Here is a 24,717-nt window from a genome sequence, read left to right as displayed (position 1 = left end):
CCGGTCCGGGACGGGATGTTCAGGCGCCGTAGGGGCGCCGCTCGTTCGGCCGTGCGGACGGTCCGGGGGTCGCGTCGGCGATCCACGGGCCGTCCCCGGACGGGTCGATGACGCCCTCCTCGAGCCAGGTGTAGGCGCCGCCGAGGACTCCCTTGACCACCTTGCGGTCGAGGTCGTCGGTGTTGACCCACAGGCGGCCGAAGAGTTCCTCGACCCGGATGCGGGCCTGGCGGCAGAAGGCGTCGGCGAGCTGGTAGGCCTCGCGGCCGTGCTCACCCTCGCCACGCAGCCGCTCGGCGCGGACGCAGGCCGCGCTCATCGCGAACAGTTCGGCGCCGATGTCCACGATCCGCCCGAGGAAGCCCTGCTTGGTCTCCATCCGGCCCTGCCAGCGGGACATGGCGTAGAAGGTGGAGCGGGCCAGCTTGCGGGCGTGCCGCTCGACGTAGCGCAGATGGCCGGAGAGGTCGACCTCGCGCTTGAACTCGCCGTACGAAGAGGGCAGTTGCCCGGGGCCGGCGACCAGCTTCGGCAGCCACTTGGCGTAGAAGACGCCCGCGTTGGCGCCTGCCTTCGCCTTGTCCGAGAGGGTCTTGTCGGGGTCGATGAGGTCACCGGCGACCGAGAGGTGGGCGTCGACGGCCTCGCGGGCGATCAGGAGGTGCATGATCTCCGTGGAGCCCTCGAAGATCCGGTTGATGCGCAGGTCGCGCAGCATCTGCTCGGCGGGGACGGCCCGCTCGCCGCGCGCCCTCAGGGACTCGGCGGTCTCGTAGCCGCGGCCGCCGCGGATCTGGACCAGTTCGTCGGCCATCAGCCAGGCCATCTCGGAGCCGTAGAGCTTGGCGAGGGCGGCCTCGATGCGGATGTCGTTGCGGTCCTCGTCGGCCATCTGTGAGGACAGGTCGAGCACGGCCTCCAGGGCGAAGGTGGTGGCCGCGATGAAGCTGATCTTGGAGCCGACGGCCTCGTGCAGCGCGACCGGCTTGCCCCACTGCTCCCGCTCCGCCGCCCACTCCCGGGCGATCTTCAGGCACCACTTGCCGGCTCCGGCGCACATCGCGGGCAGCGACAGCCGGCCGGTGTTGAGGGTGGTGAGCGCGATCTTCAGGCCCGCGCCCTCCGGGCCGATGCGGTTGGCGGCGGGCACTCGGACCTGGTGGAAGCGGGTGACGCCGTTCTCGATGCCGCGCAGCCCCATGAAGGCGTTGCGGTTCTCGACGGTGACGCCCTCGGCGGTGGCCTCCACCACGAAGGCGGTGATGCCGCCCTTGTGGCCCTCGGACTTCGGTACCCGGGCCATGACGACGAGCAGGTCGGCGACGACTCCGTTGGTGGTCCACAGCTTGACCCCGTCGAGGACGTAGTCGTCGCCGTCGGGCACGGCCGTGGTGGCCAGGCGTGCCGGGTCGGAGCCGACGTCCGGCTCGGTGAGCAGGAAGGCGGAGATGTCGGTGCGGGCGCAGCGGGGCAGGAAGGCGTCCTTCTGCTCCTGGGTGCCGAAGATCTTCAGCGGCTGCGGTACGCCGATCGACTGGTGGGCGGAGAGCAGGGCGCCGACCGCGGGGCTGGCGGAGCCGGCCAGGGCCAGCGCCTTGTTGTAGTACAGCTGGGTCAGGCCGAGACCGCCGTACTTCGGGTCGATCTTCATGCCGAGGGCGCCGAGTTCCTTCAGCCCCGTGATGACCTCGTCGGGGATGCGGGCCTCGCGTTCGATGCGGGCGGAGTCGACCGTCGACTCGCAGAACGCGCGCAGTTCGGCCAGGAACTCCTCGCCGCGCCGAACGGACTCGGCGTCGGGGAGCGGATGGGGGTGGATGAGGTCGAGCCGGAAGCGGCCGAGGAACAGTTCCTTGGCGAAGCTCGGCTTGTGCCAGTCCTGTTCCCGGGCGGCCTCCGCCACCTGGCGGGCCTCGCGTTCGGTGACGTTGGTGCGTTGGGTGGTGGGGGCGGACATTGAGGCTCACCTCGCCGCGAAGAGGGATCATTGAGGGTCGTTCGTTACCGACCGGTGCTACTGGATCGTTGGTACCCGAAACGGGCCGACCCCACCACCCCTCGCGCGCCGTTCAGGTGGAATGGCCGCCGAAGGCCGGTGACGGCGAGGCGTACTGGTTTCCCGCGGCACTTACCGCTCCGGGGAATCGCTGTCGAAGCGCTTCGACAGCCTATGGACACCCACTCCCACTGGGGCTACTGTCGAACCACCCTCACTCGCCCTTGTCAGCAATGCGCCGAGTCGAAGCGCTTCACAGAGCTTGGAGAGCTGGATGGTCACCCTCGCCGAGGTCGCCCAGCACGCCGGAGTCTCGGCGAGCACGGTGAGCTACGTCCTCAGCGGCAAGCGGTCCATCTCCGCCACCACCCGGGAACGGGTCGAGCAGAGCATCCGGGAACTCGGCTACCACCCGAACGCGGGGGCCCGCGCCCTGGCGAGCAGCCGGTCGAACATCATCGCGCTGATGATCCCGCTGCGCACCGACCTGTATGTGCCGGTGATGATGGAGATCGCCATCGCGGTGGCCACCACGGCCCGCGCCCACGGGTACGACGTCCTGCTGCTCACCGGCGAGGAGGGCCCCGACGCCGTGCGCCGGGTCACCGGCAGCGGGCTCGCCGACGCGATGATCCTGATGGACGTCGAGCTGGAGGACGAGCGGCTGCCGCTGCTGCGCGGCTCGCACCAGCCGTCCGTGCTGATCGGCCTGCCCGCCGACGCCGGCGGGCTGACCTGCGTCGACCTGGACTGGACGGCGACGGGCGCACTGTGCGTGGAGCATCTGGCCGGGCTCGGGCACCACGACATCGCTGTCGTCGGCGAGGCCCCGGCCGTGTACGAGCGGCACACCGGCTTCGCCGAGCGCACCCTCGACGGGCTCCGCTCCCGGGCCCGGCAGTCCGGCGTCCGGGTGCTGCACCGGCCCTGCGAGGGCGGGTACGACGCGATGGCCGTGACCCTGGCCCGGATCCTGGACGAGCGGCCCGGGACCACCGGGTTCGTCGTGCAGAACGAGTCCGCGGTGGAGCCATTGCTCGCGCTGCTGCGCCAGCAGGGCCGGGCGGTGCCCGAGGACGTCTCCGTGGTCGCGATCTGCCCGGACCAGGTCGCCGTGCAGGCCTCGGTGCGGCTGACCTCGGTCGCCATCCCCGCGCAGGAGATGGGCCGGCACGCCGTGGAACACCTGATGGCCAAGCTGGACGGGCGGGGCGGCGACGAGGTCGTGCTGATCGCGCCCGAGCTGACGGTACGGGCGAGTACGGGACCGGCGCCCGCCGCGTCCTGACCCTTCCCGCGCCTTTCCACACCGCCCCGGCCGCGCGGGGCGCACCGCTGCCTGCTTTCCCTGTCTGCACTCCTACAGGAGCATGCCCGTGAACCAGCCTGCCGGAATCCAGCCCAAGGTCAGCCTCGCGCAGTCCTCCCCCACCGTCGGCACTTTCCGCGAGCGGGACGACGGGCTGGAGTGGAGCGGCCGCCAGGAGACGGTGCGGATCGAGCCGTGGGGTCCGGACGCGGTCCGGGTGCGCGCCCGGCTCGGCGGCCCGGTGCTGGAGGGTCTGCCGGGCGCCCTGCTCGAGGAACGCCCGCCGGCCGTCGGCTCGGTGAAGACCGGCGACGCCCAGGCCCTGCTGACCGTCGGCGCGCTGACCGTCGAGGTGAGCGCCGAGGGGCTGATCCGCTTCCTGCGCACCGACGACCGTTCGGAACTCCTCGCCGAGGAGCGCGCCCACTTCTGGTGGCCCGGCCCGCGTCTGTACACGGCCGTCGGGGGCGGCCATCACCGCCTCGAGCAGCGCTTCGCCGCCTACGAGGACGAGCGGCTGTACGGCCTGGGCCAGCACCAGCACGGCCGGCTGGACCAGAAGGGCCTGGTGCTGGACCTGGTGCAGCGCAACGCCGAGGTGAGCGTGCCGGTGCTGGTGTCCAGCCGGGGCTACACCCTGCTGTGGAACAACCCGGCGATCGGCCGGGTGGAGCTGGCGGCCAACGGCACCCGTTGGGTGGCCGACTCGGCCCGCCAGCTCGACTACTGGATCACCGCGGGCAGCCCGGCCGACGGCCAGCGCAACTACAGTGCGGCGACGGGCCGTTCGCCGATGCTTCCCGAGTGGGCGGCGGGCTTCTGGCAGTGCAAGCTGCGCTACCGCACACAGGACGAACTCCTCTCCGTGGCCCGTGAGTACAAGCGCCGGGGGCTGCCGATCTCCGCGATCGTCTGCGACTTCTTCCACTGGACCCACCTCGGCGAGTGGAAATTCGACCCCAAGGAGTGGCCGGACCCCGCGGCGATGGTCAGTGAGCTGGACGAACTGGGCATCAAGCTGGTGGTGTCCGTGTGGCCGTCGGTGTCCCCGCTGAGCGAGAACCATGGGCTGATGGAGCAGCGCGGCTACTTCATCGGCACCCAGTACGGTCCGATGGCGCACGCCGACTGGCCGGACAAGGAGGTCGCCTCCACCGTCCAGGTGGCCTTCTACGACGCCACCAATCCGGAGGCCCGCGACTTCGTCTGGTCCCGGATCCGGGACAACTACCTCGCCCCTTACGGCATCACGGCGTTCTGGCTGGACGCCTGCGAGCCGGAGCTGAAGCCGGGCTTCCCGGAGAACCTGCGCTACTGGGCCGGGCCGGGCCTTGAGGTCGGCAACCTCTACCCGGCGGAGAACTCCCGCACCTTCCACGAGGGTCTGCGGGCGTCCGGCGAGGAGGAGGTGATCACCCTCAACCGCTCGGCGTGGGCGGGCAGTCAGCGCTACGGGGCCGCCCTGTGGTCCGGTGACATCGGAGCCGACTTCGCGACCCTGCGCCGCCAGATCGCGGCCGGGCTCAACACCGCGCTGTCCGGGATCCCCTGGTGGAACACCGACATCGGCGGCTTCCACGGCGGCGATCCTGACGACCCGGCGTACCGGGAGGTCATGGTCCGCTGGTTCCAGTTCGGCGCGCTGTCCCCGCTGATGCGCCTGCACGGTTTCCGCGAGCCGGGCACGGAACTGGGCCCGGGGATGACCGGCGGCCCGAACGAGGTGTGGTCCTACGGCGCGGAGACCGGCGCGATCCTTCAGGAGTACCTGCGGCTGCGCGAGCGCCTGCGGCCGTATGTGCTCCGGGTGATGCGGGAGGCGCACGAGGAGGGACTGCCGGTGATGCGGCCGCTGTTCCTGGAGTTCCCCGGCGACCGGGCGGCCTGGTCCGTCGACGACGCCTACCTCCTCGGCCGTGACCTGCTGGTCGCTCCGGTGCTGACGGCGGGTGCCACGGCCCGCATGGTCCACCTCCCGGCGGGCGCGCGCTGGACGGACGCCTGGACGGGCGAGACGTATCAGGGTGGTACGGCGGTGACGGTGGACGCCCCGCTGGAGCGCATCCCGCTCTTCCTGCGGGACGGCGCGGAGCTGCCGATCACCGGATGAGCGCACGCGGAAGGGGCCGGCCCCGGACGGGACCGGCCCCCGCCTCGCTCAGCCGCCGCTGACGCCGTAGCTGTTGGTGATGAAGTTCAGGCCGCCCGAGGACGAGGTGATCTCGTAGCCGAACTGGAGGTCGCCGATGGTCACGTTGCCGAACCAGCCCTTGGTGTCCTTGATCCACTTCAGGATCGGCAGGATGTTCACCGTTCCGGAGCTGGAGTTGGAGCTGCGGATGAACGAGAAGACGTCATTGGCCCCGTTGTTGCCCTTGTAGACGGTCCAGGTGGAGCCGCCGAGGGTGACGGTGCCCTGTGAGCTGCCGAGCGGGCCGACGGCCCCGGTCTTGTTGACCCACAGCATGATCTCGTACTGGTAGCCGGTGTCCCAGATGTCGTACGACGTGTTGTAGGCGCCGGACGACGGGACGGTGACGTTGTAGCTGCTGGTGAGCGAGGAGAGGGAGGTGATCGACTTGTTGATCACCTTCTTGGCGTTGGGGTAGGACTTGATGCCGCCGGTGTTCGGGTGGTCGGCCCAGACGCCCCAGTTGGTGCCGGAGTTGGCCCAGACGCACTGGCTGCCGGCGCCCGATCCCCAGATGTTGTTGTAGAGGGTGTAGCCGTTCAGCGTGGTGTTGCCCCACTGGTCGCAGGAGTTCCAGACGGCGGCGGAGGCGGGCGCCGAGGCGAGGGCGACGGTGGCGCCGAGGGCCAGGGCGGGGGCGAGCAGGGCCCTCGTTGCCCTGCCGAGGGTGGTCGTTGCCATGGGGTCCCTTTCCATGGGTGGGGGGAGTGGTGACGGGTCACCGCGTCCTCAGGGTGAGGACGCGGTCTTCTCCGGCGACGAGGTCGAGCGGTTCGGCGCCGGCGGAAGTCCGCAGTTCGACTCGGAGGGTGCGGCCGGGACGCAGCACGGCCCGGGCCCCGTCCGGGGTCCAGTCCAGATCGAGCTCCGCGCCGAACCTGGTGCGTACGCCGCGCAGTTCACCTCGCGGGCAGGTGTCCGGGACGGCGGGCAGCAGGACCAGCCGGTCCGGGGTGGACTGCACGAGCATCTCGATCAGCACGGCCGGAAGGGTGTGCGCGGCGTCGGCGTTGTAGACGTCCCGGCCCGGGTAGTGGGTGCTCATCAGGGAGTCGTGGAAGAAGCCGCCCGTCAGGACCTCGCGCAGGGCGTGGGCGACCCGGCCGGCGTCCCGGAGCCGGGCGGCGATCAGGGCGTGGTGCAGATGGCCGTGAGCGGAGTCGTTCTCCGCGCCGCGCAGTTCGAGGGCGCGGTGGGCGGCGGTGGCCAGGTCCGGGGTGTCGTAGGGGTTGATCTCGTCCAGCGGCCAGACGCCGTAGAGGTGGCTGAGGTGGCGGTGGTCGTAGGTGTCGTCCAGGCCGGGCCACGCCCATTCGGCGAGCGCGCCGTCGGCGTTGACCCGGTGCGGGGGCAGCCACTCGGCCAGCGCGCGCCAGGCGTCGGCGCGTCGGGGGTGGTAGCGGGCGGCGGTCAGTAGGGCGTGCCGGGCGGCGGAGAGGTCCATGGCCGCGTTGAGCGTGCCCCAGCCGGCGTTGGCGGGCCGGTTCTCCGGCGAGTAGGAGGGGACCACGACGAGGTGGCCGTCGGGTCCGGTGCGGGTGAGGAAGTCCTCGTAGAAGACGGCGATCTCGGCGAGGACGGCGGCGGTGCGCCCGTCCTGTTCGCCGCGGCTCTCGTCATGGTCGACCAGCGGCTTGACCAGCCAGTCCGCGGCGGCGGTCCACAGGTGCAGCGGATACTGCCGGCTGAAGTGGCAGGCGTGTCCGGACTCTCCGTCGCTGTGGGCAGGGGCGACCACGCCCCGGGCCCCGAAGACGGACCTGGCGTTATCCCGCCAGTCGGGCAGTTGCCGCCCGATGAGCGAGGCGAGGGCCTCGGTGACCTCCGGGAGGGCGGCGGCCGCCGCGGAGGCGGTCTGGAGACCCAGGTTGGCGTCGGTGGTGAACGCCCCGGACCAGGCGGTGTCCCAGTCGCCGGTCCACAGGCCGGTCAGGCGGGGCGGGTACAGGCCGCTGCTGGAGAGCAGGTGGTAGCGGCCGGCGGCGAACAGCCGCTCCAGCAGGGCCGTGCCGTCCGGGCGCCGGAGCAGTTCCGAGCCGGGCAGGGCGCGCTCGGCGGGCTCGGCTCCGAGGTCGAGGCCGACCCGTCGGTAGGCGGTGCGGTGGCGGGCCAGGTGCCGGTCGAGCAGTTCGGCGTACGGCTGCTCGGTGCCGGCCAGGAGGTCGCGCAGTTCCCGGCTCTCGGCGACCACGTCGAGGTCGCCGGTGTGGCGGCGCACCCGGGTCAGGAGCAGCACCGAGCGGGCGCCGGTGACGCGCACGCCGGGCGGGACCAGTTCGGTGGTGCCGCCGGACACCGCGACCAGGGTGACGCCGGTGCAGGCGCGGTCGCTGTCCGGGTAGCGGGCGCGCAGGCTGAGCAGCGCGCCCTCGGGGGTGAGGAACCCGCCGTGGCCCACGCCCAGGTGGGCCGGGGCCCCCGGCAGCCGGTGGTCGAGGGAGACGGCCAGGCCGGTCGCCTCGACCTCCTGCACGATCACGTCGTCCGCGCGGGAGACGAAGACCCGGCTGCTCCAGTCGGCGCAGGCGGCCGTGGTCTCCCCCGTGGTGAAGTCGACGGCCCGTCGGTAGCCGCGCACTTCGGTGCCGGACCTGCGCAGGCGCACCTGGAAGGCCGGGTGGAAGGGCCGCACCCACTGGAGCGGGCGGCCGTCGGTGAAGTCCTCGGCGGCCGAGCGGTCTCCGGCGAGCAGGCGGTCCTGCAGGGCGGGGAGTGCGGCGGCGAGGCGGGGCGGGCGGGCGTGTTCGGTGCCGTTGGGGCGGACCAGGGTGTGATGGGTGACGATGACCCGGTCGTCGTTCGGATCGCCGAACACGAGGGCGCCGTGGTGGCCGTTCCCGGTCAGGAAGGCGTCCTCCCAGCGGGCGGCGGGGGCCGGTTCCCAGGTGCCGTGGACGGGTGCGTGACTCATGGCCGCAGCACCGCCACGCCGTGGCGGCCGAGGGTGACCTCGCCGGTGACGGTGGCCTCGGTGAGCAGCTCGTGGTGGGTGCCCGGGACCTGGACGGTGACCCGCTCACGTCCGTGGTTGAGCAGGAACAGCAGCTCGCCCCGGCGCACCGCCTCGACGCCGGCCGGGAGCCCGTCGAGCACCGGGCGCACGCCCGCCTCGCCGGCGACCCCGGCCAGCAGCGCGCGCAGTGCCTCCGGATCGGGGAGCGTGGATACGTACCAGGCGCGTCCCCGGCGCAGTACGGCGGGGAGCCCGTCCAGCTCGCCACCCTGGTACGGCACCGTTTCGGCGGCGCCGGGCTCGGGCTCGATCTCCTCCGACCACAGGGTGCCGCGGAAGTCCTCGCACTCCACGGTCTCCCCGGCCGCCAGCGGCCACCATTCGTGCAGCGTGCGGATGCCGAACAGTTCGCGCAGCCGGAGGTCCATGCCGCCGGGCCGGACCCGGTCGTCCTCGTCGGCGATGCCGGTGAGGAAGCCGCACACCAGGTGCGCGCCGCTCCGGACGTGGGCGAGGAGGTTGTCGATCGCCCGGTCCGTGAGGAGGTAGAGCTGGGGCACGACGACGAGCCGGTAGCGGGACAGGTCGTGCTCCGGGTGGGCGAAGTCGGTGGCGAGATGGCTCTCCCACAGCGCCCGGTGCCAGGCGTGCAGCACCTCGGGCAGGCCGGCCCCGGTGGACAGCCGGCCCTCGTGGGCGCCGGCCCACCAGGAGTGCCAGTCGTGCAGGATCGCGATGCCTGCGTCGCTGTGCCGGCCGGCCACCTCCGGTCCGATGCGGGCGAGTTCGCGCCCGAGCCGTGCGGTCTCCTGGTAGGTGCGGCCCTGCTCGCCCGCGTGGGAGACCATCCCGGAGTGGAACTTCTCCGCGCCCTGCCGGGACTGGCGCCACTGGAAGTAGCAGACGGCGTCGGCGCCCCGGGCGACCGCCTGGAAGGACCACAGCCGGTTCAGTCCGCGGGGCTTGGGGTGGTTGACCCCCCGCCAGTTGACGGCTCCGGCCGCCTGCTCCATCAGCATCCACGGCCCGCGCGCCTGCGACCGGGTGAGGTCCTGCACCAGGGCCCCGTGCTGGGCGGCCAGCGGGTCGCGCGGGTCGGGGTACAGGTCGACGGAGACCACGTCCTCCTCCTCGGCCCAGCGCCAGGCGTCCTGCCCGAACCACAGCGGCATGAAGTTGGTGGTCACCGGCAGGTGCGGGGTGTGCCGGCGGACGATGTCCCGCTCGGCGGCGAAGCACTCCAGGAGCATGTCGGAGGTGAAGCGGCGGAAGTCCAGTACCTGGCCCGGGTTGTTCAGGTAGTGGGCGTGGCGCGGGGGCAGGACGCCGTCCCAGGTGTCGTAACCCTGGCTCCAGAAGGCGGTGCCCCAGGCGGCATTGAGGGAGTCGAGGGTGCCGTACCGGTTTCGCAGCCAGCGGCGGAAGGCGGTGGCCGCCTCGTCGCCGTAGTCGTAGGTGCAGTACTCGTTGTTGATGTGCCACATGGTGAGGGCCGGGTGGCCGGCGTAGCGGGCGGCCAGGTCCTCGGTGATGGCGGCGGCGTGGCGGCGGTAGGTGGCGCTGGAGTGCGAGAAGTGCTGCCGGCCGCCCCACCACTCGGTCAGGCCGTCGGCGTCCTGGGGCAGCGTGTCCGGGTGCAGCCGGCCGAGCCAGGGTGGCGGGGAGGAGGTCGGGGTGGCGAGGACGACGCCGATGCCGTTGCCGTGCATCAGGTCCATCAGCCGGTCCAGCCACCCGAACACCCGCCTGCCCGGCTCGGGTTCGAGCCTCGACCAGGAGAAGACGCCGAGCGTGACGGAGTTGACCCCGGCGTCCTTCATCAGCCGGACGTCCTCGTGCCAGATCTCCTCGGGCCACTGTTCGGGGTTGTAGTCGCCGCCGAAGAGGACGCGGCCGCGGGTGGCGTCGGCGAGTCCCGGCCTCATACGGGCTCCCGGTGCTGGACGCCGCGCCCGTCGGTGGCGTGGACGGTTTCGCGGCTGGGCGTGGGCATGGGCACCTCGCTGGGCGTGGATCGAGTGGTGAACCGGCACGGGTGCCCGGTGGGGCCGGCGGGGCCGCAACCCCCCAGGGGCGCGGGGAGCTGCGCGAACGGCCCCCACTCGGCCGCGGTCGCCGAGCGAGCGCACGCCCCCGCCTCTTTGGGCGCCCCTCGCGTCGAAAGAGGGCGGTTCACCCCTTGACCGCCCCCGTCAGCATCCCCTTCCTGAAGTGTTTCTGGACGAACGGCGACAGCACGGCCACCGGGAGCAGGGCCATCACCATGACCGCCATCTGGATGGCCAGCGGTGACAACTGGCCGGTGTTGATCTGCGTGGCGAGCCCCACAGGGCGTTCCTGTTTCTGCACCAGCTGGATCATCACGTTCTGCAGCGGCATCATCTTCTGGTCGGTCAGATAGATCGACGCGTTGAACCAGGCGGACCAGTAACCCACCGCGTAGAACAGGGTGATGACCGCCAGCACCGCCCGGGACAGCGGCAGCACGATCTGCCGCAGGATGCGCCAGTCCCCCGCTCCGTCGATCCGTGCGCTGTCGATGAGTTCGGGCGAGATCCCCATGAAGAACCCGCGCAGCACCAGGATGTTGAAGACGCTGACCGCGCTGGGCAGGATCAGCGCGAGGTAGGTGTCGGTCAGGCCCAGGGCCTGCACCAGCAGGTACGTCGGGATCAGGCCGGCGCCGAAGAACATCGTCGCCAGCAGGGCCATCAGGATCCACCGGTGCCCCAGTGAGCCCCGGCGCGACAGGCCGTAGGCACACAGCACGGAGACCGTCATGCTGAACAGCGTGCCGACGGCCGTCACCCCGAGGCTGACCAGGGCGGCCCGCTGCACCTGGCCGCCGCTCAGCAGCTCCTGGTAGGCGACGAACGTGATGCCCCGGGGGATCACCACGAGACCGCCGGTCTCGTCGATGACCTGCTTCGGGGACAGACTGGTGACGATCACGATCCACAGCGGGAGGAGGATCGCGAGGCCGGCGATGGCGAGGACCAGGCCCTTGGCAGCGAGCCCGGCCCGGGCCGGCTCCTCCTCCCAGGAGGGCCGCGGCGGCGCTGCCCAGCGGCGCGGGCGCTGCCCCGTCGTGCCGGTGACCGGCGGCCGGTCGGCCACGGCGCTCACTTCTCGTACACCCCCTGCTCGCCCATGAGATGGGCCACCTTGTTCGCCACGAGGACGAGTGTCAGTCCGACGACGCCCTTGATCAGGCCGGCCGCCGCCGCGTAGCTGAAGTCCTGGTTGCGGATGCCGTTCCACCACACGTAGGTGTCAAGCACCTCCGAGGCGTCCGGCCCCACCGCCTGCCGCTGGAGCAGGAACTGCTCGAAGCCGACGGTGAGGGCGTCACCGACGCGCAGCACCAGCAGCAGGGCGATCACCGGGCGCAGGGCGGGCAGCGTGATGTGCCACATGCGGCGCCACCGTCCGGCGCCGTCCATGGCCGCGGCCTCGTACAGGTCGGTGGGGACGGCGGCGAGGGCCGCGAGGAAGACGATGATCCCCCAGCCCGCGTCCTTCCAGACCATCTGGGCCGTCACCAGGTACTTGAAGACCGACGGGTCGGTCATGACGTCGAAACCGGTGTGCCCGTGCTCGCGCAGGGTCTGCGCGATGACGCCGGCACCGCCGAAGATCTGCTGGAAGACGGTGACGACCAGCACCCACGAGAAGAAGTGCGGCAGATACATGACCGCCTGGGCGACCGCCCGCACCCGGGGCCGGACCACGCTGTTGATGAGCAGCGCCAGAGCGATCGGCACCGGGAAGAACAGCACGAGCTGGAGGAAGAACAGCGTGAACGTGTTCCGCACGGCGTGCCAGAACTCCGAGTCGGCGAAGACCCGCTGGAACTGGTCCAGGCCGGCACCGGGGCTCTGCAGCATGGCGACGAAGCCGTTGTCGCCGAGGTACGGGTCGTAGTCCTGGAAGGCGACGACGTTGCCGAGGATCGGGACGTAGTTGAAGACCAGCACCAGGAGGAGGACGGGCAGCGTCATCAGGATCAGGGTCCGGTCGCGCCGGAACCTGATCCGCAGGCTCGGTCCGCCGCCGCGCTCCGGGCCTCCGGTGTCGCCGCCGGACGCCGCCGGAGCCCGCTTCGCCCCGGCCCGGCTGCGGGGCACGGTGCTGGTCACTTGGCCGAACCGGTGTCGTCGAGCAGCTTCCGGTACCAGCCGCGCAGGTCGTCGCCGCCCTTCTTCTTCCAGTCGGACACGGCCTGCTGCACGTCGGTGACCTTCTTGCGGCCGCGCACGACGTCGTCCTCGAGCTGCTCGAAGTTGTCGGCCAGGTTGGCCCAGCGGCTGGGTTCGGTGATCGTGAGGCCGTAGAAGGAGGACTTCTTGGTGAAGGCGCCCATGCGCTGCTGCCACTCGACCATGCCCCGAGTGACCTCGGGGAGGTCGGGGTGGGCGACGAAGGCGGCCGGGTCGCCGGTGTAGTCGAAGGCTCCGACGACCTCGTTGACGCCCTTGGTGGTCTTGGTGGGCACGCCCTTCTTCAGGTCGAAGTCGGTGCCGGCCACGCCGTAGTTGGTGAGCAGCCACTCCTTGGTGCCGTACGGGGAGGCGCAGAAGTTGGCGACCGCCAGGAAGTCCTTGATCTGCCGCTCGGACGCGTTCCTGCTGACGAAGGTGAAGATGTTGGCGGGCTGGACGGCCCAGAGCAGCGGGTCGCCGCCGTCGTGGGTGAAGACGTCCATCGCGGCCATCTCGAAGCCGGCGTTCTGGGTGCGCTGTTCGGAGGTCTTGCCGAACCAGTCGGACAGGTCCTGGTTGTAGACGAGGAGCTTGCCGGCGGTGAAGCGGGCGTTCGCCGGGTTGGCGGTCTTGCCGGCCTTGTCGTCAGGGTGCACCACGCCCGCGGCGAAGAGCTTGCGCGCCCACTCCAGGGCTTCCAGGTACGCCTCGGTCTCGACCCGGTTGACCAGCTTGCCGTCCTCGAGGTTCCACCACAGCGCCTTGTCGCTGCCGTTGAGGACCCCGAAGGCGTTGAAGGCGGTCCACTTCATGTCGGAGCAGGCCCATACCCCGCCCTTGGCGTCGGTGGCCTCCTTGGCCCAGGCGAGGAACTCATCGGTGGACCCGGGCAGTTGCCAGCCCTTCTTGTCGAAGACGTCCTTGCGGTAGAAGGGCGCGATGTTGGTGACGTAGGAGGCGGGCATCGGGATCGCGCGCAACCGGCCGCCGAAGATGGCGCGCTGCCAGGCGTCGGTGGGGACGGCCGCGAGGTTCGGGTAGTCCTTGACCTTGTCACCGGACAGGTAGGGGCCGAGGTCGGCGAACTTGGCGTTGACGGCACTCGGTATCTTGCCGTTCAGGTTCCAGCCGGGGACGACCACGACGTCCGGGATGTCGCTGGAGGCGAGCACCGCGCCCAGCTTCTCGTCGTAGGTGTTGCCGTCCTGGTTCTGCCAGGTGGTCTCGACACCGATGGCCGCGTTCATGGCCTTGTAGTACGGGTTGCCGTTGTCCGGCGGGGTGCCCCACAGCGGGGCCATGATCTTCAGGGTGCCGCCGCTGCCGAGCTTCTTCGGCACCGAGGTCCCCAGCCGGTCCATGGCGATCGCCTTGGTGAAGCCGGCCGCGGAGCCGTTCTTCGCCGGGATGTCCGGGGCCACGACGCCGGAGGTCACGAACGCGGGGAGGATCTTCTGCGCCGCCTTGCCCGAGGTGGTGCCTTCCTTCCGGCCCTCCTGCCCACCGCCGCATGCGGTGAGCAACGGCATCCCCCCGGCCACCGCCGCGGCGGCGACCGCGGTGGAGGCGAGGAAGCTTCTCCGGCTGGGGGCGGGGGAGGCGGCGTTCGGCGTCATTGCGTCAACCCTTCGTGGCGCACCAGGACACCCGGCGGTGGGCCGTCGGCTGCGGTGTCTCGAGTGGATCTGGCTGAGCTGAAGTGCTGTCGGCTTCCGTGCCGGAGGCTGTCGAAGCGCTTCGATATCGCTGCGAGGTTAAGTGAACACCTTGGGGCGCACAAGGGTCGCTCCCAACATTCCTCCGGGGCTTCCCGACGGCCGCCCATGGTCGACTCCCCTTGCCAAGTCGGCGGGAATCGAGCGCGATTCCGGTTCATCGCCTTGACACTGCCGGGGAGGCCGACTGAGCATCGAAGCGCTTCGAAAGCATCTCGTCGTCCCATCGCAGGGGGAACCCGCTCGTGACAGTCGACTCGCCGCCCACGCCGCCCTTCCGCGATCCGCATCTGCCGTTCGCGAAGCGCATCGACGACCTGCTGGCACGGCTCACCCTGGACGAGAAAATCTCCTTCCTGCACCAGTTCGCCCCCGCCGTGGAGCGGCTGGGCGTCGCCGCCTTCCGCACCGGCCAGGAGGCCTTGCACGGGGTGGCCTGGATGGGCCCGGCGACGGTGTTCCCGCAGGCCGTGGGCCTCGGCGCGACCTGGAACCCGGACCTCGTGCGACGGGTCGGCGAGGCCGTGTCCAAGGAGGTCCGGGCGATGCGCGCCCGCGACGAACGGGTCGGCCTCAACGTCTGGGCCCCGACCGTCAACCTGCTGCGCCACCCCCTGTGGGGCCGCAACGAGGAGGGCTACTCGGAGGATCCACGGCTGACGTCGGCGATCGCGACGGCGTACACGCACGGTCTGCGCGGCGACCACCCCGCCTACTGGCGCACCGCGCCCGTCCTCAAGCACTGGCTGGCGCACAACAACGAGACTGACCGGGCGACCTCGTCCTCCTCCGTCCGCCCGCGCGTCCTGCGCGAGTACGACATTCGTGCCTTCCGGGACACGGTCGAGGCGGGTGCGGTGGCCGGGGTGATGCCCGCCTACAACCTGGTCAACGGCCGGCCCAACCACGTCTCACCGTACCTGCGTTCCGAGCTCCGCACCTGGTCCGACGAGGAACTGCTGGTCTGCTCGGACGCGGGCGCGCCGAGCAACCTGGTCGACGCCGAGCACTACTTCGGCACACACGAGGAGGCGAGCGCGGCGGCCCTGCTGGCCGGCGTGGACAGCCTCACCGACCACGGCACCGACGGCTCGCTGACCACCGCCCGCGTCCGGGGGGCGCTGGAGCAGGGGCTGCTGACCGAGGCGGACGTCGACGCCGCGGTCCGCCGCCAGCTCTCGGTCCGGTTCCGCCTCGGCGAGTTCGACCCGCACTACGACCCGCACCGGGACACCGGCGAGTTCGACACCCCGGCCCACCGGGCGCTCGCCCTGGAGGCCGCCGAGCAGGCCGTCGTCCTGCTGAAGAACGAGGATCTGCTGCCCCTGGCGCCGGACCGCCGCATCGCCGTGGTCGGTCTGCTCGCCGACGAGTGCAAGCTCGACTGGTACAGCGGCACCCTGCTGCACCGGTCCACTCCCCTGGAGGGTCTGTACGAGCGTTTCGGCGCCGAGCGGGTGGAGTTCGCGGAGGGCGTGGACCGGATCCGCCTGCGGACCGCCGACGGCGCCTTCCTGCACGTGCCGGCCGCGGCCGCCCCCGACGAGGCGCGCGGCGCCGAGGGCGCGCTGGACCCGGCCCTGCTGTCCGGCCGTACCGACCTGCCGCCGCTCACCACCGACGCCACCGGCACGGAGCTGGCGCTGGCCGACTGGGGCGAGGGCGTGCTGACCCTGCGCGCGCCCGACGGCCGCTATCTCTCGGTGGCCGGGGACGGCCGTGTGCGCGCCGCCGCCGACCAGCCGGGCGGCTGGGTCGTCCAGGAGACGTTCCGCCTGGAACCCCACGAGCACGGTCACCTCCTGAGGCATCTCGGCACGGGTCGTCATGTCCGTGTCGCCGCCGACGGCGTGCAGGTCGCCGACAGCGGCGACGTCTTCGAGGTGGTCACCGTGGAGCGCGGCGAGGAGGCCGTGGCCCGGGTGGCCGGACGGGCGGACGTGGTCGTGGTGGTCGCGGGCAACGACCCGCACATCAACGGCCGGGAGACCGAGGACCGTACGACCCTGGAGCTGCCCGAGCACCAGCGGCGGCTGCTGCGCGCGGCCCGCGCCGCGAACCCGCACACCGTGCTGGTCCTGACCTCGGCCTATCCGTACGCGGTGGACGTGTCCCGGCTGCCGGCCGTGCTGTGGACCGCGCACGGCGGCCAGGCCGCGGGCACGGCCCTGGCTCGGGTCCTCGCCGGTGACGTGTCCCCCGCCGGCCGGCTCCCGCAGACCTGGTACGCCTCGGACGCGGACCTGCCCGGCCTCCTCGACTACGACGTGATCGGGAGCCGGCAGACCTACCTCTACTTCGAGGGCACCCCGCTCTTCCCCTTCGGCCACGGCCTGTCGTACGCGGGTTTCGCCTACTCGGGCCTGTCGGTCCGGGTGACGGGCACCGAGGTGCACGTCTCCTGCGAGCTCACCAGCACCGGCGACCGGACCGCCGACGAGGTCGCCCAGCTCTACGCCCGCGCCGTCGACCCGTCGGTGCCCCGCCCGCGCCGAGAACTGCTCGCCCACCGCCGGGTGACGCTCTCCCCCGGCGAGCGGGCGGAGCTGGATTTCAGGATCCCCTTGTCCGCCTTCGAGTTCTGGGACGTGGCCCGGGGTGCCTGGCGGCTGGAGCGGGGCGCGTACGAACTGCTGCTCGGCGCGTCCGGCGAGGACGTCCGGCTGCGTACCGTCGTCACCCTGGACGGAGAGCCCCCGACGCATCGCGCGGTGCGCGAACGGGGCCTGGAGGGGGCGGACTTCGATGAGTACTCGGGCATCGCGATCGTCGACCGCTCCAGGACGGCGGGCGACGCGGTGACGCCCGCCGGGACGGAGGCACCCGGCGAACTGCTCTACCGTTCCTGCGAATTCGGGGCCGGCGTGACGGCGGTGAGCGCCCGGCTGGCGGGCGAGGGGATCCTGGAACTCTCCCTGGACGGCGGCCCGCCGCTCGCCACGCTCACCCTCGCCACCCCGACGGCGGACAAGCACTGCTACGTCACCGTGGACTCGCCGTTCGCCACGGAGGGCGTGCACGACGTCCGTCTCAGGCTGCGCGGGCCCCTGCGGCTCGCGCATGTGGGCTTCTCCGGTTGACATTTCGGAGAAGCCCGGCGAGGCGAGGGGTCCGGCACCGGCAGGCAGCGGCGCCGGGGCCCTTCGTGTGCTCTTTCGGCTCGTTCGGGACCGCCGTCGTCCCACCGGGGCCCGGGGAAAAGGGAAACGGCCGGAGCCCCCGCACAGTGGGCTCCGGCCGTCTCGCCGACCTGTCCGTGTCAGGTCAGAGCGCGAGCCCGGTGAGGACCAGCACGCGCTCGTATGTGTAGTCGTCCATCGCGAACCGCACGCCCTCGCGGCCCACTCCGGACTGCTTCGCGCCGCCGTACGGCATCTGGTCGGCGCGGTAGGACGGCACGTCGCCGATCACGACGCCGCCGACCTCGAGGGCGCGGTGGGCGCGGAAGGCGACCTGCAGGTCGTGCGTGAACACACCCGCCTGGAGGCCGTACTTGGAGTCGTTGACGGCGGCGAAGGCCTCGGCCTCGCCGTCCACCTTCCGCACGGTGAGGACCGGACCGAAGACCTCCTCGCAGGAGATCGTGGTGTCGGCGGGCACCTCGGTGAGGACGGTCGGCGCGTAGGAGGCGCCGTCGCGCTCGCCACCCGTGAGGAGCTTCGCCCCGGCGGCGACGGCCTCGTCCACCCAGGACTCGACGCGCTTGGCGGCGTCCTCGCTGACCAGCGGGCCGACGTCGGTCTTGGCGTCCCCCGGGTCACCGGTGACCTGGGCCTCGACGGCGGCGACGATGCGCGGCAGCAGACGGTCGTACACGGAGGCGTCCGCGATGACCCGCTGCACGGAGATACAGGACTGGCCGCCCTGGTAGTTGGAGAAGGTCGCGATGCGGGTCGCGGCCCAGTCCAGGTCCTCGTCGCTCGCGAAGTCGCCGAGCACGACGGCCGCGCCGTTGCCGCCGAGTTCCAGGGTGCAGTGCTTGCGCGGCACCGAGTCCATGATCGCGTAGCCGACCTTCTCCGAACCGGTGAAGGAGATCACCGGCAGACGCTCGTCCTGGACCAGGGCGGGCATGCGGTCGTTGGCGACCGGGAGGATCGACCAGGAACCGGCGGGCAGCTCGGTCTCGGCGAGCAGGTCACCGAGGATGAGGCCGGACAGCGGGGTGGCCGGGGCGGGCTTGAGGATGATCGGGGCGCCGGCGGCGATGGCCGGGGCGATCTTGTGCGCGCACAGGTTCAGCGGGAAGTTGAACGGCGCGATGCCGAGGACGACGCCCTTCGGGAAGCGGCGGGTCAGCGCCAGACGGCCCTGGCCGCCGGCGTCGGTGTCCAGGCGCTGGGCCTCGCCGCCGTTGAAGCGGCGGGCCTCCTCGGCGGCGAACCGGAAGACGGAGACGGCACGGCCGACCTCGCCCCGGGCCCACTTGATCGGCTTGCCGTTCTCGGCGGAGATCAGCTGGGCGATCTCCTCGGTGCGCTCGACCAGGCGCCTGCTGACGTGGTCGAGGGCGGCGGCACGCACGTGGGCCGGGGTGGCGGCGAAGTCCTCGCGGACGGCGTACGCGGCGGCCACGGCCTCCTCGACCTGGGCCTCGGTCGGCACGCTGACCTTGCCGACGAGACGGCCGTCCCACGGGGAGGTGACGTCGAAGGTGTCCTCGCCGGTGGCCTGGCGGCCGGCGAGCCAGAAGGCGTGGGTGGAAGTCATGTGAGTCGTCCGGCCCTTCCGCGTTGTGGGTGTGCTTTCGGTTCGAGGTCCACGGTAGGGCGGGGGCGGGCGGGGGTCGCTTGTCCGAGTCGTAGCAGTCGGGGGGTGGGGTGCGCCGGTTTGGCACGGTGGAGCCGGTCACTCCGTCGACGTTGTCTTCAGGGCCAGCCACAGTTCCATGCGGACGTCGGGGTCGTCGAGGCTGCGGCCCAGGATCTCCTCGACCCTCCGCATCCGGTATCGCAGCGTGTGCCGGTGGACGCCCAGGTCCGCCGCGGCCGCGTCCCACTGGCCGTGCCGGGAGAGCCAGGCGCGCAGCGAGGCGACCAGGTCCCCGCGGCCCGTCGCGTCGTGCTCGTACAGGGCCCGCAGCAGCCCGTCGGCGAACGCCTTCACCGCGTCGTCGGCCAGCAGCGGCAGCACGGACCCCGCGGCCAGCTGGTCGTGCTCGACGAGCACCCGCCCGCGCCGCCGCGCCACCGAGAGCGCCTGCTCGGCCTGCTTGTAGGCGGCGGCCGCCGCGATCGGACCGGCCGGCGCCGAGAGGCCGACGACCAGATCCTCCTCCTCCGCCGCCCCCTGCTCGGGCACGGCCCGAGCGCCCTCCAGAGCCGACGCGTACCCGGTGCACGCGGCCACCGCCGCTCCCCCGTCGGCGACCAGCACCACCAGCCGCTCCCCCTCGGGCACCACGAGCACCGCCTCACCGGCGCGCGCCGCCGCGGCCTCGACCGTCTCCGCGAGCGTGCCCAGCGGGTCGCCGCCGGACACCGACTCGGCGACGATCATCCGGAACGGCGCGTCGAGCAGCCCGCCGTACAGGTCCCCGGCGACCGCCCGGGCGTGGTCGGGCTCGCCGGCGAGCAGCATGCGCAGCACCGCCGCCCCGATCCGCTGTTCGGCCGCGTGCAGCGAGCGGGAGCGTTCGGTGGTGAGGGTGAGCAGGGCGATCGCGGAGTGCAGGGCGTAGCGCTCGGCGGTGCCCAGTGCAGCCGCCGTCCCCACGGCGAGCGCGTCCCGCGGGCGCTTCCCCGTCCCCAGGGAGTGCAGCTCCACCCGGTCCTCGTTCTCCGGTCCGCCCACCACGGACGACGCCGGAGCGGGCCGTTCCCGCAGCCGCTCCACCTCGGCGGTGAGCCGGGCGGCGCGGCGGCCGGCCCACTCGGGCGCGGCGGCGACGACGGCGCCCGAGGCGTCGTACAGCGCGGCCCAGCCGTCGATCTGCGCGGCGAGCGCGCCGAGCAGCCCCTCGGGGCCGGCGTTCAGCGCCTGTCGGGTCAGCTCGCGCTGGGCGGCGAAGCCCGCCGTGACGGCCCGGTACTGGTCGGCGGCGATCGCGGCGGAGACGGCCTTGCTGATGGCGAGGAACGGGGTGCGACGGGGCACCTCCAGCAGCGGCAGCCCCTCCTCCTCGGCGGCGTGGACGAGGGCCTCGGGGATCTCCTCGTAGTTGACGCCGACCGCGAAGCCGAGTCCGACCACTCCCGCCCCGGCCAGCCGCCGCACGTACCGCCGCATGGCCTGCGGGTCCTCCGCGTCCAGCTTGAGCGCGGTGATCAGCAGCAGCTCGCCGCCCTCCATGTAGGGGACGGGGTCGGCCAGCTCGCTCACGTGCGCCCAGCGGACGGGCACGTCGAGGCGGTCCTCGCCCGCGCGCACGGTCAGCTTGAGCGCGGAGTGGTGGACGAGCGAGGCGAGGGTCGGGGGCATGGGGCCTTCAGGTCGTGGTGAACCGGCCGGACGGGCGTTCCGGTGACGGCCGGGTCGGGATCATTTGGCCGCCGCGTATGAACAGCCTATGCCGATTCTGCCGCACCGTACGGTCCGCCGATGGCCGTTCGGCCCTGCCTCAGCCCCGCAGATCCACCAGCAGCGGCGGCGCGTGCTCACCCCGCACGGTCGTCAGCGACAGCACCGCGTGCCCGGGCGGCACCCCGTGGGCCAGCTCGGAGGCGGACCAGCGCTCGCGCTCCACCTGGCGGACGGTGACGGCCCGGGCGGTGGGCGCCTGTCCGGTGATGACCCGGCGCAGCATGTGCACGGCCTTGCCGGCCGGGGTCTCGGCGATGATCTGCCGGTCGGTGACGTCCCGGGTCTCGGTCCACTCCTTGCCCCACACCTCGGCGAAGTCCTGCCCGTCCCAGGGGGTGAGCCCGGACAGCGCCATCCGGCATCCCGTGGAGCCGAGCAGCGGTCCGCGCAGCGGCCGGGGCACGTCGTCCAGGGTGCGCAGCGTCAGTACGGCGCCCGCGCCCGCCGACCGCAGGCGCTGGATGCCGCGGACCGCCTCGGGGGTGACCACGCCGGAGGCGTCGTCCAGCAGCAGGCAGGCGAAGAGTGACCGGTCCTCCCGCGTCGTCACACTGGCCGTGAACTGGGCGAGCACCAGCCGGGCCAGGATCCGGGAGGCGTCGGCGTGGCCGCGCTGCGGCAGGTCGATGCGGACCCGCACCGGGTGGTCCAGGGCTCTCAGCGAGAACGGCCGGGACTGGCCTGAGGTGTCGAAGAAGGCGGCGAAGGCGGGCCGGTCGAGCAGTGCGACCCGGTCGGCGAGCACCGAGCCGACATCGCCCGGATGGGCCATCTGCCGCTCACGGGCGTCCAGTTCGCGCAGCAGCGAGGCGTGCCCGGTGTCGGTGAGCGCCTTGCGGAGCGCGGCCAGCGGGCCGGGGGTGCCGTCGAGCAGCTGGCGCAGCTCGGGGACGGAGGGGAAACGGCCGTGGACGGCCCGGAAGGGGCCGAGAAGCTGGGCGAGGACGGTGGTGGAGCGGCGGCTGTCGCTGCCGGGGTGCGGGTCGGCGAGGTCGCCGACGAGGGCCTCGGCGAGTATGGCGGCGGCCTCGTCCGGGTCGGTGGTGCCGCCGTACAGGTCGAGGTCGTAGACGGAGTCGGGGTGCCCGACCCGCACGACGACGTCGTAGGACTCGGCCGGCCCGAGCCCGGCGCCCGCCGCGCCGACGACGACGAGCGCGGCCTGTCCGGCGAGCGCGTGCAGGCACAGCGACTCGGCGAGCGGCCGGACCACGGAGCCGGTCTTGCCGGAGCCGGCCGGGCCGACGGCGACCAGGGAGGTGCCGAGCAGCTCGGGTCCGAGGGCGAGTCCGGCGCCCCGGTAGTGGTAGGGGTTGCGCGGGTCGTCGGCGGTGGTGCCGAGCCGCACCTGACCGGTGACCAGGTCGTGCCGGGCCTGCCGGGCGGGCAGGTCGCGCGCGCCCGAGGGGTGCGGGCAGGCGGCGGCGCCGTCCTTCAGTACGGCGCCGGTGAAGGTGGCGAGGCTGTGCGCGCCGGTCCGCACGCCCTGCCACGCCCGGCTGATCCGGGCGTGGTCGACGTCCCGCATCAGGCCGGCCCGCGCGTCGGCGGCCAGCCGCGCGGCGGCCTCGTGCGCGCCGGAGGCACGCAGCTGCGGCCACTCGGCGGGGTCCTGCTCGGGCGCGGGGGGCGCTTCGGTGGCGGGCGTGGCCGGACGCCAGGCGGGCGGGCCGTAGCGCCGCCAGACCTCGCCCCAGCGGCCGAGCCGGCCGACGACGAGCATGATGACGACGGCGATGAGCGTGTAGTACGAGTACCAGAGGACGGCGTTGCCGACGCGGCTGTTGCCCTGGCGCCAGGAATCCGGGGTGAACAGCTCGAGCGGCAGCACCCACCAGCCGCCCAGGTAGCCGTTCCACAGCAGGGACCACACCAGCCAGCCCACCAGGAACGCGATCAGCGCGCCGCTCAGCAGTTGCCGGGCCGGGATCAACTCGGGTTCCTGCTCGGGCCGCGGCCGGTGCCCGAACCGCCACACGCCGGGCGCCGCCTGCGGCCTGGACGCCCGCAGCCAGGCGAGGAAGGCCGAACCGTCCGGTCGCGGCGGCGCGCCCGGCGGGACCGGGGGCATGGGCGGTAGGGCGGCACCCTCCGGGGGCACCGCCGGGCGCGGCACCGGATTCGCATGCGTGCCGCGCGCGTCCCGCGTCCCGTCGCTGTCCATGGCCCTTTCCCCCTGACCTGCCGTTCCGTCCACCGTCAGCGAGCCAATCTAACGCCCCCGGAACGGGAGTTCACCGCTTACGCGGCCGGGCGGACGGCCGGTCCTGGCACATCCGTCACCCGTTGCTATGTCCACCACGGACAACGGACCTCCCCGACAACGCCCACATGGAGCATGCCCACCCACCTTTCCCGGCCCTAACCTGCGAAGAAAGAGACAAGCGTCCGAAAAACGCACCGTCCGGAACCCCCGGGAACACCCGGTACGCAAGATCACAGGGAGCCCCCATGACCGCACTTCCGCAGGAGCGCCGCGTCGCCACCGCCATCCCCGGCCCGAAGTCGCAGGAGCTGCAGGTTCGCCGCACCGCCGTGGTCGCGCAGGGCGTGGGCTCCACGCTGCCGGTCTTCGTCACCCGCGCCGGCGGCGGCATCATCGAGGACGTCGACGGCAACCGCCTGATCGACTTCGGCTCCGGCATCGCCGTGACCTCGGTCGGCGCCTCCGCCGAGGCCGTCGTGCGGCGCGCGGGCGCCCAGCTCGCCGACTTCACCCACACCTGTTTCATGGTCACCCCGTACGAGGGCTACGTGGCGGTCGCCGAGGCCCTCGCCGAGCTGACCCCGGGCGACCACGCCAAGAAGTCGGCGCTGTTCAACTCCGGCGCCGAGGCGGTCGAGAACGCCGTCAAGATCGCGCGCGCCTACACCAAGCGCCAGGCGGTCGTCGTGTTCGACCACGGCTACCACGGCCGCACGAACCTGACCATGGCGCTGACCGCGAAGAACATGCCGTACAAGCACGGCTTCGGTCCGTTCGCCCCCGAGGTCTACCGCGTCCCGGTCGCCTACGGCTACCGCTGGCCGACCGGCCCGGAGAACGCCGGTCCCGAGGCCGCCAAGCAGGCCATCGACCAGATCACCAAGCAGGTCGGCCCGGACAACGTGGCCGCGATCATCATCGAGCCGGTGCTCGGCGAGGGCGGCTTCATCGAGCCGGCCAAGGGCTTCCTGCCCGCCATCCGCCAGTTCGCCGCCGACAACGGCATCGTGTTCGTCGCGGACGAGATCCAGTCCGGCTTCTGCCGTACCGGCCAGTGGTTCGCCTGCGAGGACGAGGGCATCGTCCCGGACCTGATCACCACCGCCAAGGGCATCGCCGGCGGGCTGCCGCTGGCCGCCGTCACCGGCCGCGCCGAGATCATGGACGCCGCGCACGCGGGCGGCCTCGGCGGCACCTACGGCGGCAACCCGGTGGCCTGCGCCGGTGCGCTCGGCGCCATCGAGACGATGAAGGAGCAGGACCTCAACGCCAAGGCGAAGAACATCGAGGCGGTCATGAAGGCCCGCCTGGGCGCCATGGCCGAGAAGTTCGACATCATCGGCGAGGTCCGCGGCCGCGGCGCGATGATCGCCATCGAGCTGGTCAAGGACCGCGCCACGAAGGAGCCGAACCCGGAGGCCACCGCGGCGCTCGCCAAGGCCTGCCACGCGGAGGGCCTGCTGGTGCTGACCTGCGGCACCTACGGCAACGTGCTGCGCTTCCTGCCCCCGCTGGTGATCGGCGAGGACCTGCTGAACGAGGGCCTCGACATCATCGAGCAGGCCTTCTCGCGCATCTGAGCGACCCTGTCGCACCTCTGAACAGTTCCTGCGGCAGGCCATG

The 24,717-nt window shown here is 72.3% G+C and carries 14 protein-coding genes; 4 read left to right on the top strand and 10 right to left on the bottom strand.

Annotated features, from left to right (window positions below; genetic code table 11):
• Positions 1 to 19: 19 nt before the first annotated feature.
• Positions 20 to 1,957, bottom strand: coding sequence for an acyl-CoA dehydrogenase family protein (locus ACZ6B1_RS27020; RefSeq protein WP_468782477.1), 1,938 nt, complete (start codon positions 1,955 to 1,957; stop codon positions 20 to 22).
• A 313-nt stretch (positions 1,958 to 2,270) separates the two neighbouring features.
• Between ACZ6B1_RS27020 and ACZ6B1_RS27015 the strand changes: the two genes are divergently transcribed.
• Positions 2,271 to 3,284, top strand: a complete 1,014-nt coding sequence (locus ACZ6B1_RS27015) for a LacI family DNA-binding transcriptional regulator (RefSeq protein WP_468782475.1) — start codon at positions 2,271 to 2,273, stop codon at positions 3,282 to 3,284.
• A gap of 88 nt (positions 3,285 to 3,372) precedes the next feature.
• On the top strand, positions 3,373 to 5,415 hold the full coding sequence (locus tag ACZ6B1_RS27010; protein WP_468782473.1) for a glycoside hydrolase family 31 protein: 2,043 nt from the start codon (positions 3,373 to 3,375) through the stop codon (positions 5,413 to 5,415).
• Between the two features lie 48 nt (positions 5,416 to 5,463).
• Here the strand turns inward: ACZ6B1_RS27010 and ACZ6B1_RS27005 are convergent, their stop codons facing one another.
• From ACZ6B1_RS27005 to ACZ6B1_RS26980, 6 genes are all read right to left on the bottom strand, one after another.
• The gene (locus tag ACZ6B1_RS27005) at positions 5,464 to 6,177 is read right to left on the bottom strand and encodes a GH12 family glycosyl hydrolase domain-containing protein (protein ID WP_468782471.1); all 714 of its coding nucleotides are present in this window, start codon (positions 6,175 to 6,177) and stop codon (positions 5,464 to 5,466) included.
• A 37-nt stretch (positions 6,178 to 6,214) separates the two neighbouring features.
• Positions 6,215 to 8,407, bottom strand: coding sequence for a glycosyl hydrolase family 95 catalytic domain-containing protein (locus ACZ6B1_RS27000; RefSeq protein ID WP_468782469.1), 2,193 nt, complete (start codon positions 8,405 to 8,407; stop codon positions 6,215 to 6,217).
• Positions 8,404 to 10,374, bottom strand: coding sequence for a beta-galactosidase (locus ACZ6B1_RS26995; RefSeq protein ID WP_468782467.1), 1,971 nt, complete (start codon positions 10,372 to 10,374; stop codon positions 8,404 to 8,406). The genes ACZ6B1_RS27000 and ACZ6B1_RS26995 overlap by 4 nt, the downstream gene beginning before the upstream one ends.
• 247 nt (positions 10,375 to 10,621) lie before the next feature.
• Positions 10,622 to 11,575 carry a carbohydrate ABC transporter permease gene (locus ACZ6B1_RS26990; RefSeq protein ID WP_468782465.1) on the bottom strand — a complete coding sequence of 318 codons (954 nt, stop codon included), beginning with the start codon at positions 11,573 to 11,575 and terminating at the stop codon, positions 10,622 to 10,624.
• Positions 11,572 to 12,588: an ABC transporter permease gene (locus tag ACZ6B1_RS26985; RefSeq protein WP_468782464.1), complete on the bottom strand. Its 1,017-nt coding sequence runs from the start codon at positions 12,586 to 12,588 to the stop codon at positions 11,572 to 11,574. The genes ACZ6B1_RS26990 and ACZ6B1_RS26985 overlap by 4 nt, the downstream gene beginning before the upstream one ends.
• Positions 12,585 to 14,267 carry a type 2 periplasmic-binding domain-containing protein gene (locus ACZ6B1_RS26980; RefSeq protein ID WP_468782462.1) on the bottom strand — a complete coding sequence of 561 codons (1,683 nt, stop codon included), beginning with the start codon at positions 14,265 to 14,267 and terminating at the stop codon, positions 12,585 to 12,587. Before ACZ6B1_RS26980 ends, ACZ6B1_RS26985 begins: the two co-directional genes overlap by 4 nt.
• Positions 14,268 to 14,611: 344 nt before the next feature.
• Here ACZ6B1_RS26980 and ACZ6B1_RS26975 point away from each other — a divergent pair, with 344 nt between their 5' ends.
• The gene (locus ACZ6B1_RS26975) at positions 14,612 to 17,446 is read left to right on the top strand and encodes a glycoside hydrolase family 3 C-terminal domain-containing protein (protein ID WP_468782460.1); all 2,835 of its coding nucleotides are present in this window, start codon (positions 14,612 to 14,614) and stop codon (positions 17,444 to 17,446) included.
• A 184-nt stretch (positions 17,447 to 17,630) separates the two neighbouring features.
• Here the strand turns inward: ACZ6B1_RS26975 and ACZ6B1_RS26970 are convergent, their stop codons facing one another.
• The 3 genes from ACZ6B1_RS26970 to ACZ6B1_RS26960 all read right to left on the bottom strand — a co-directional run bounded on the left by ACZ6B1_RS26970 (position 17,631) and on the right by ACZ6B1_RS26960 (position 23,052).
• The gene (locus ACZ6B1_RS26970; RefSeq protein WP_468782458.1) at positions 17,631 to 19,076 is read right to left on the bottom strand and encodes an aldehyde dehydrogenase family protein; all 1,446 of its coding nucleotides are present in this window, start codon (positions 19,074 to 19,076) and stop codon (positions 17,631 to 17,633) included.
• Positions 19,077 to 19,214: 138 nt separating this feature from the next.
• On the bottom strand, positions 19,215 to 20,786 hold the full coding sequence (locus tag ACZ6B1_RS26965) for a PucR family transcriptional regulator (protein WP_468782456.1): 1,572 nt from the start codon (positions 20,784 to 20,786) through the stop codon (positions 19,215 to 19,217).
• 139 nt (positions 20,787 to 20,925) lie between these two features.
• Positions 20,926 to 23,052, bottom strand: a complete 2,127-nt coding sequence (locus ACZ6B1_RS26960) for a type IV secretory system conjugative DNA transfer family protein (protein WP_468782454.1) — start codon at positions 23,050 to 23,052, stop codon at positions 20,926 to 20,928.
• Positions 23,053 to 23,339: 287 nt separating this feature from the next.
• Here ACZ6B1_RS26960 and gabT point away from each other — a divergent pair, with 287 nt between their 5' ends.
• Positions 23,340 to 24,674, top strand: coding sequence for a 4-aminobutyrate--2-oxoglutarate transaminase (gene gabT / locus ACZ6B1_RS26955; protein WP_468782452.1), 1,335 nt, complete (start codon positions 23,340 to 23,342; stop codon positions 24,672 to 24,674).
• Positions 24,675 to 24,717: the final 43 nt, after the last annotated feature.

The organism is Streptomyces sp. NPDC041129, assembly GCF_055592265.1.
This window is presented reverse-complemented; position numbering and strand designations above follow the sequence as displayed.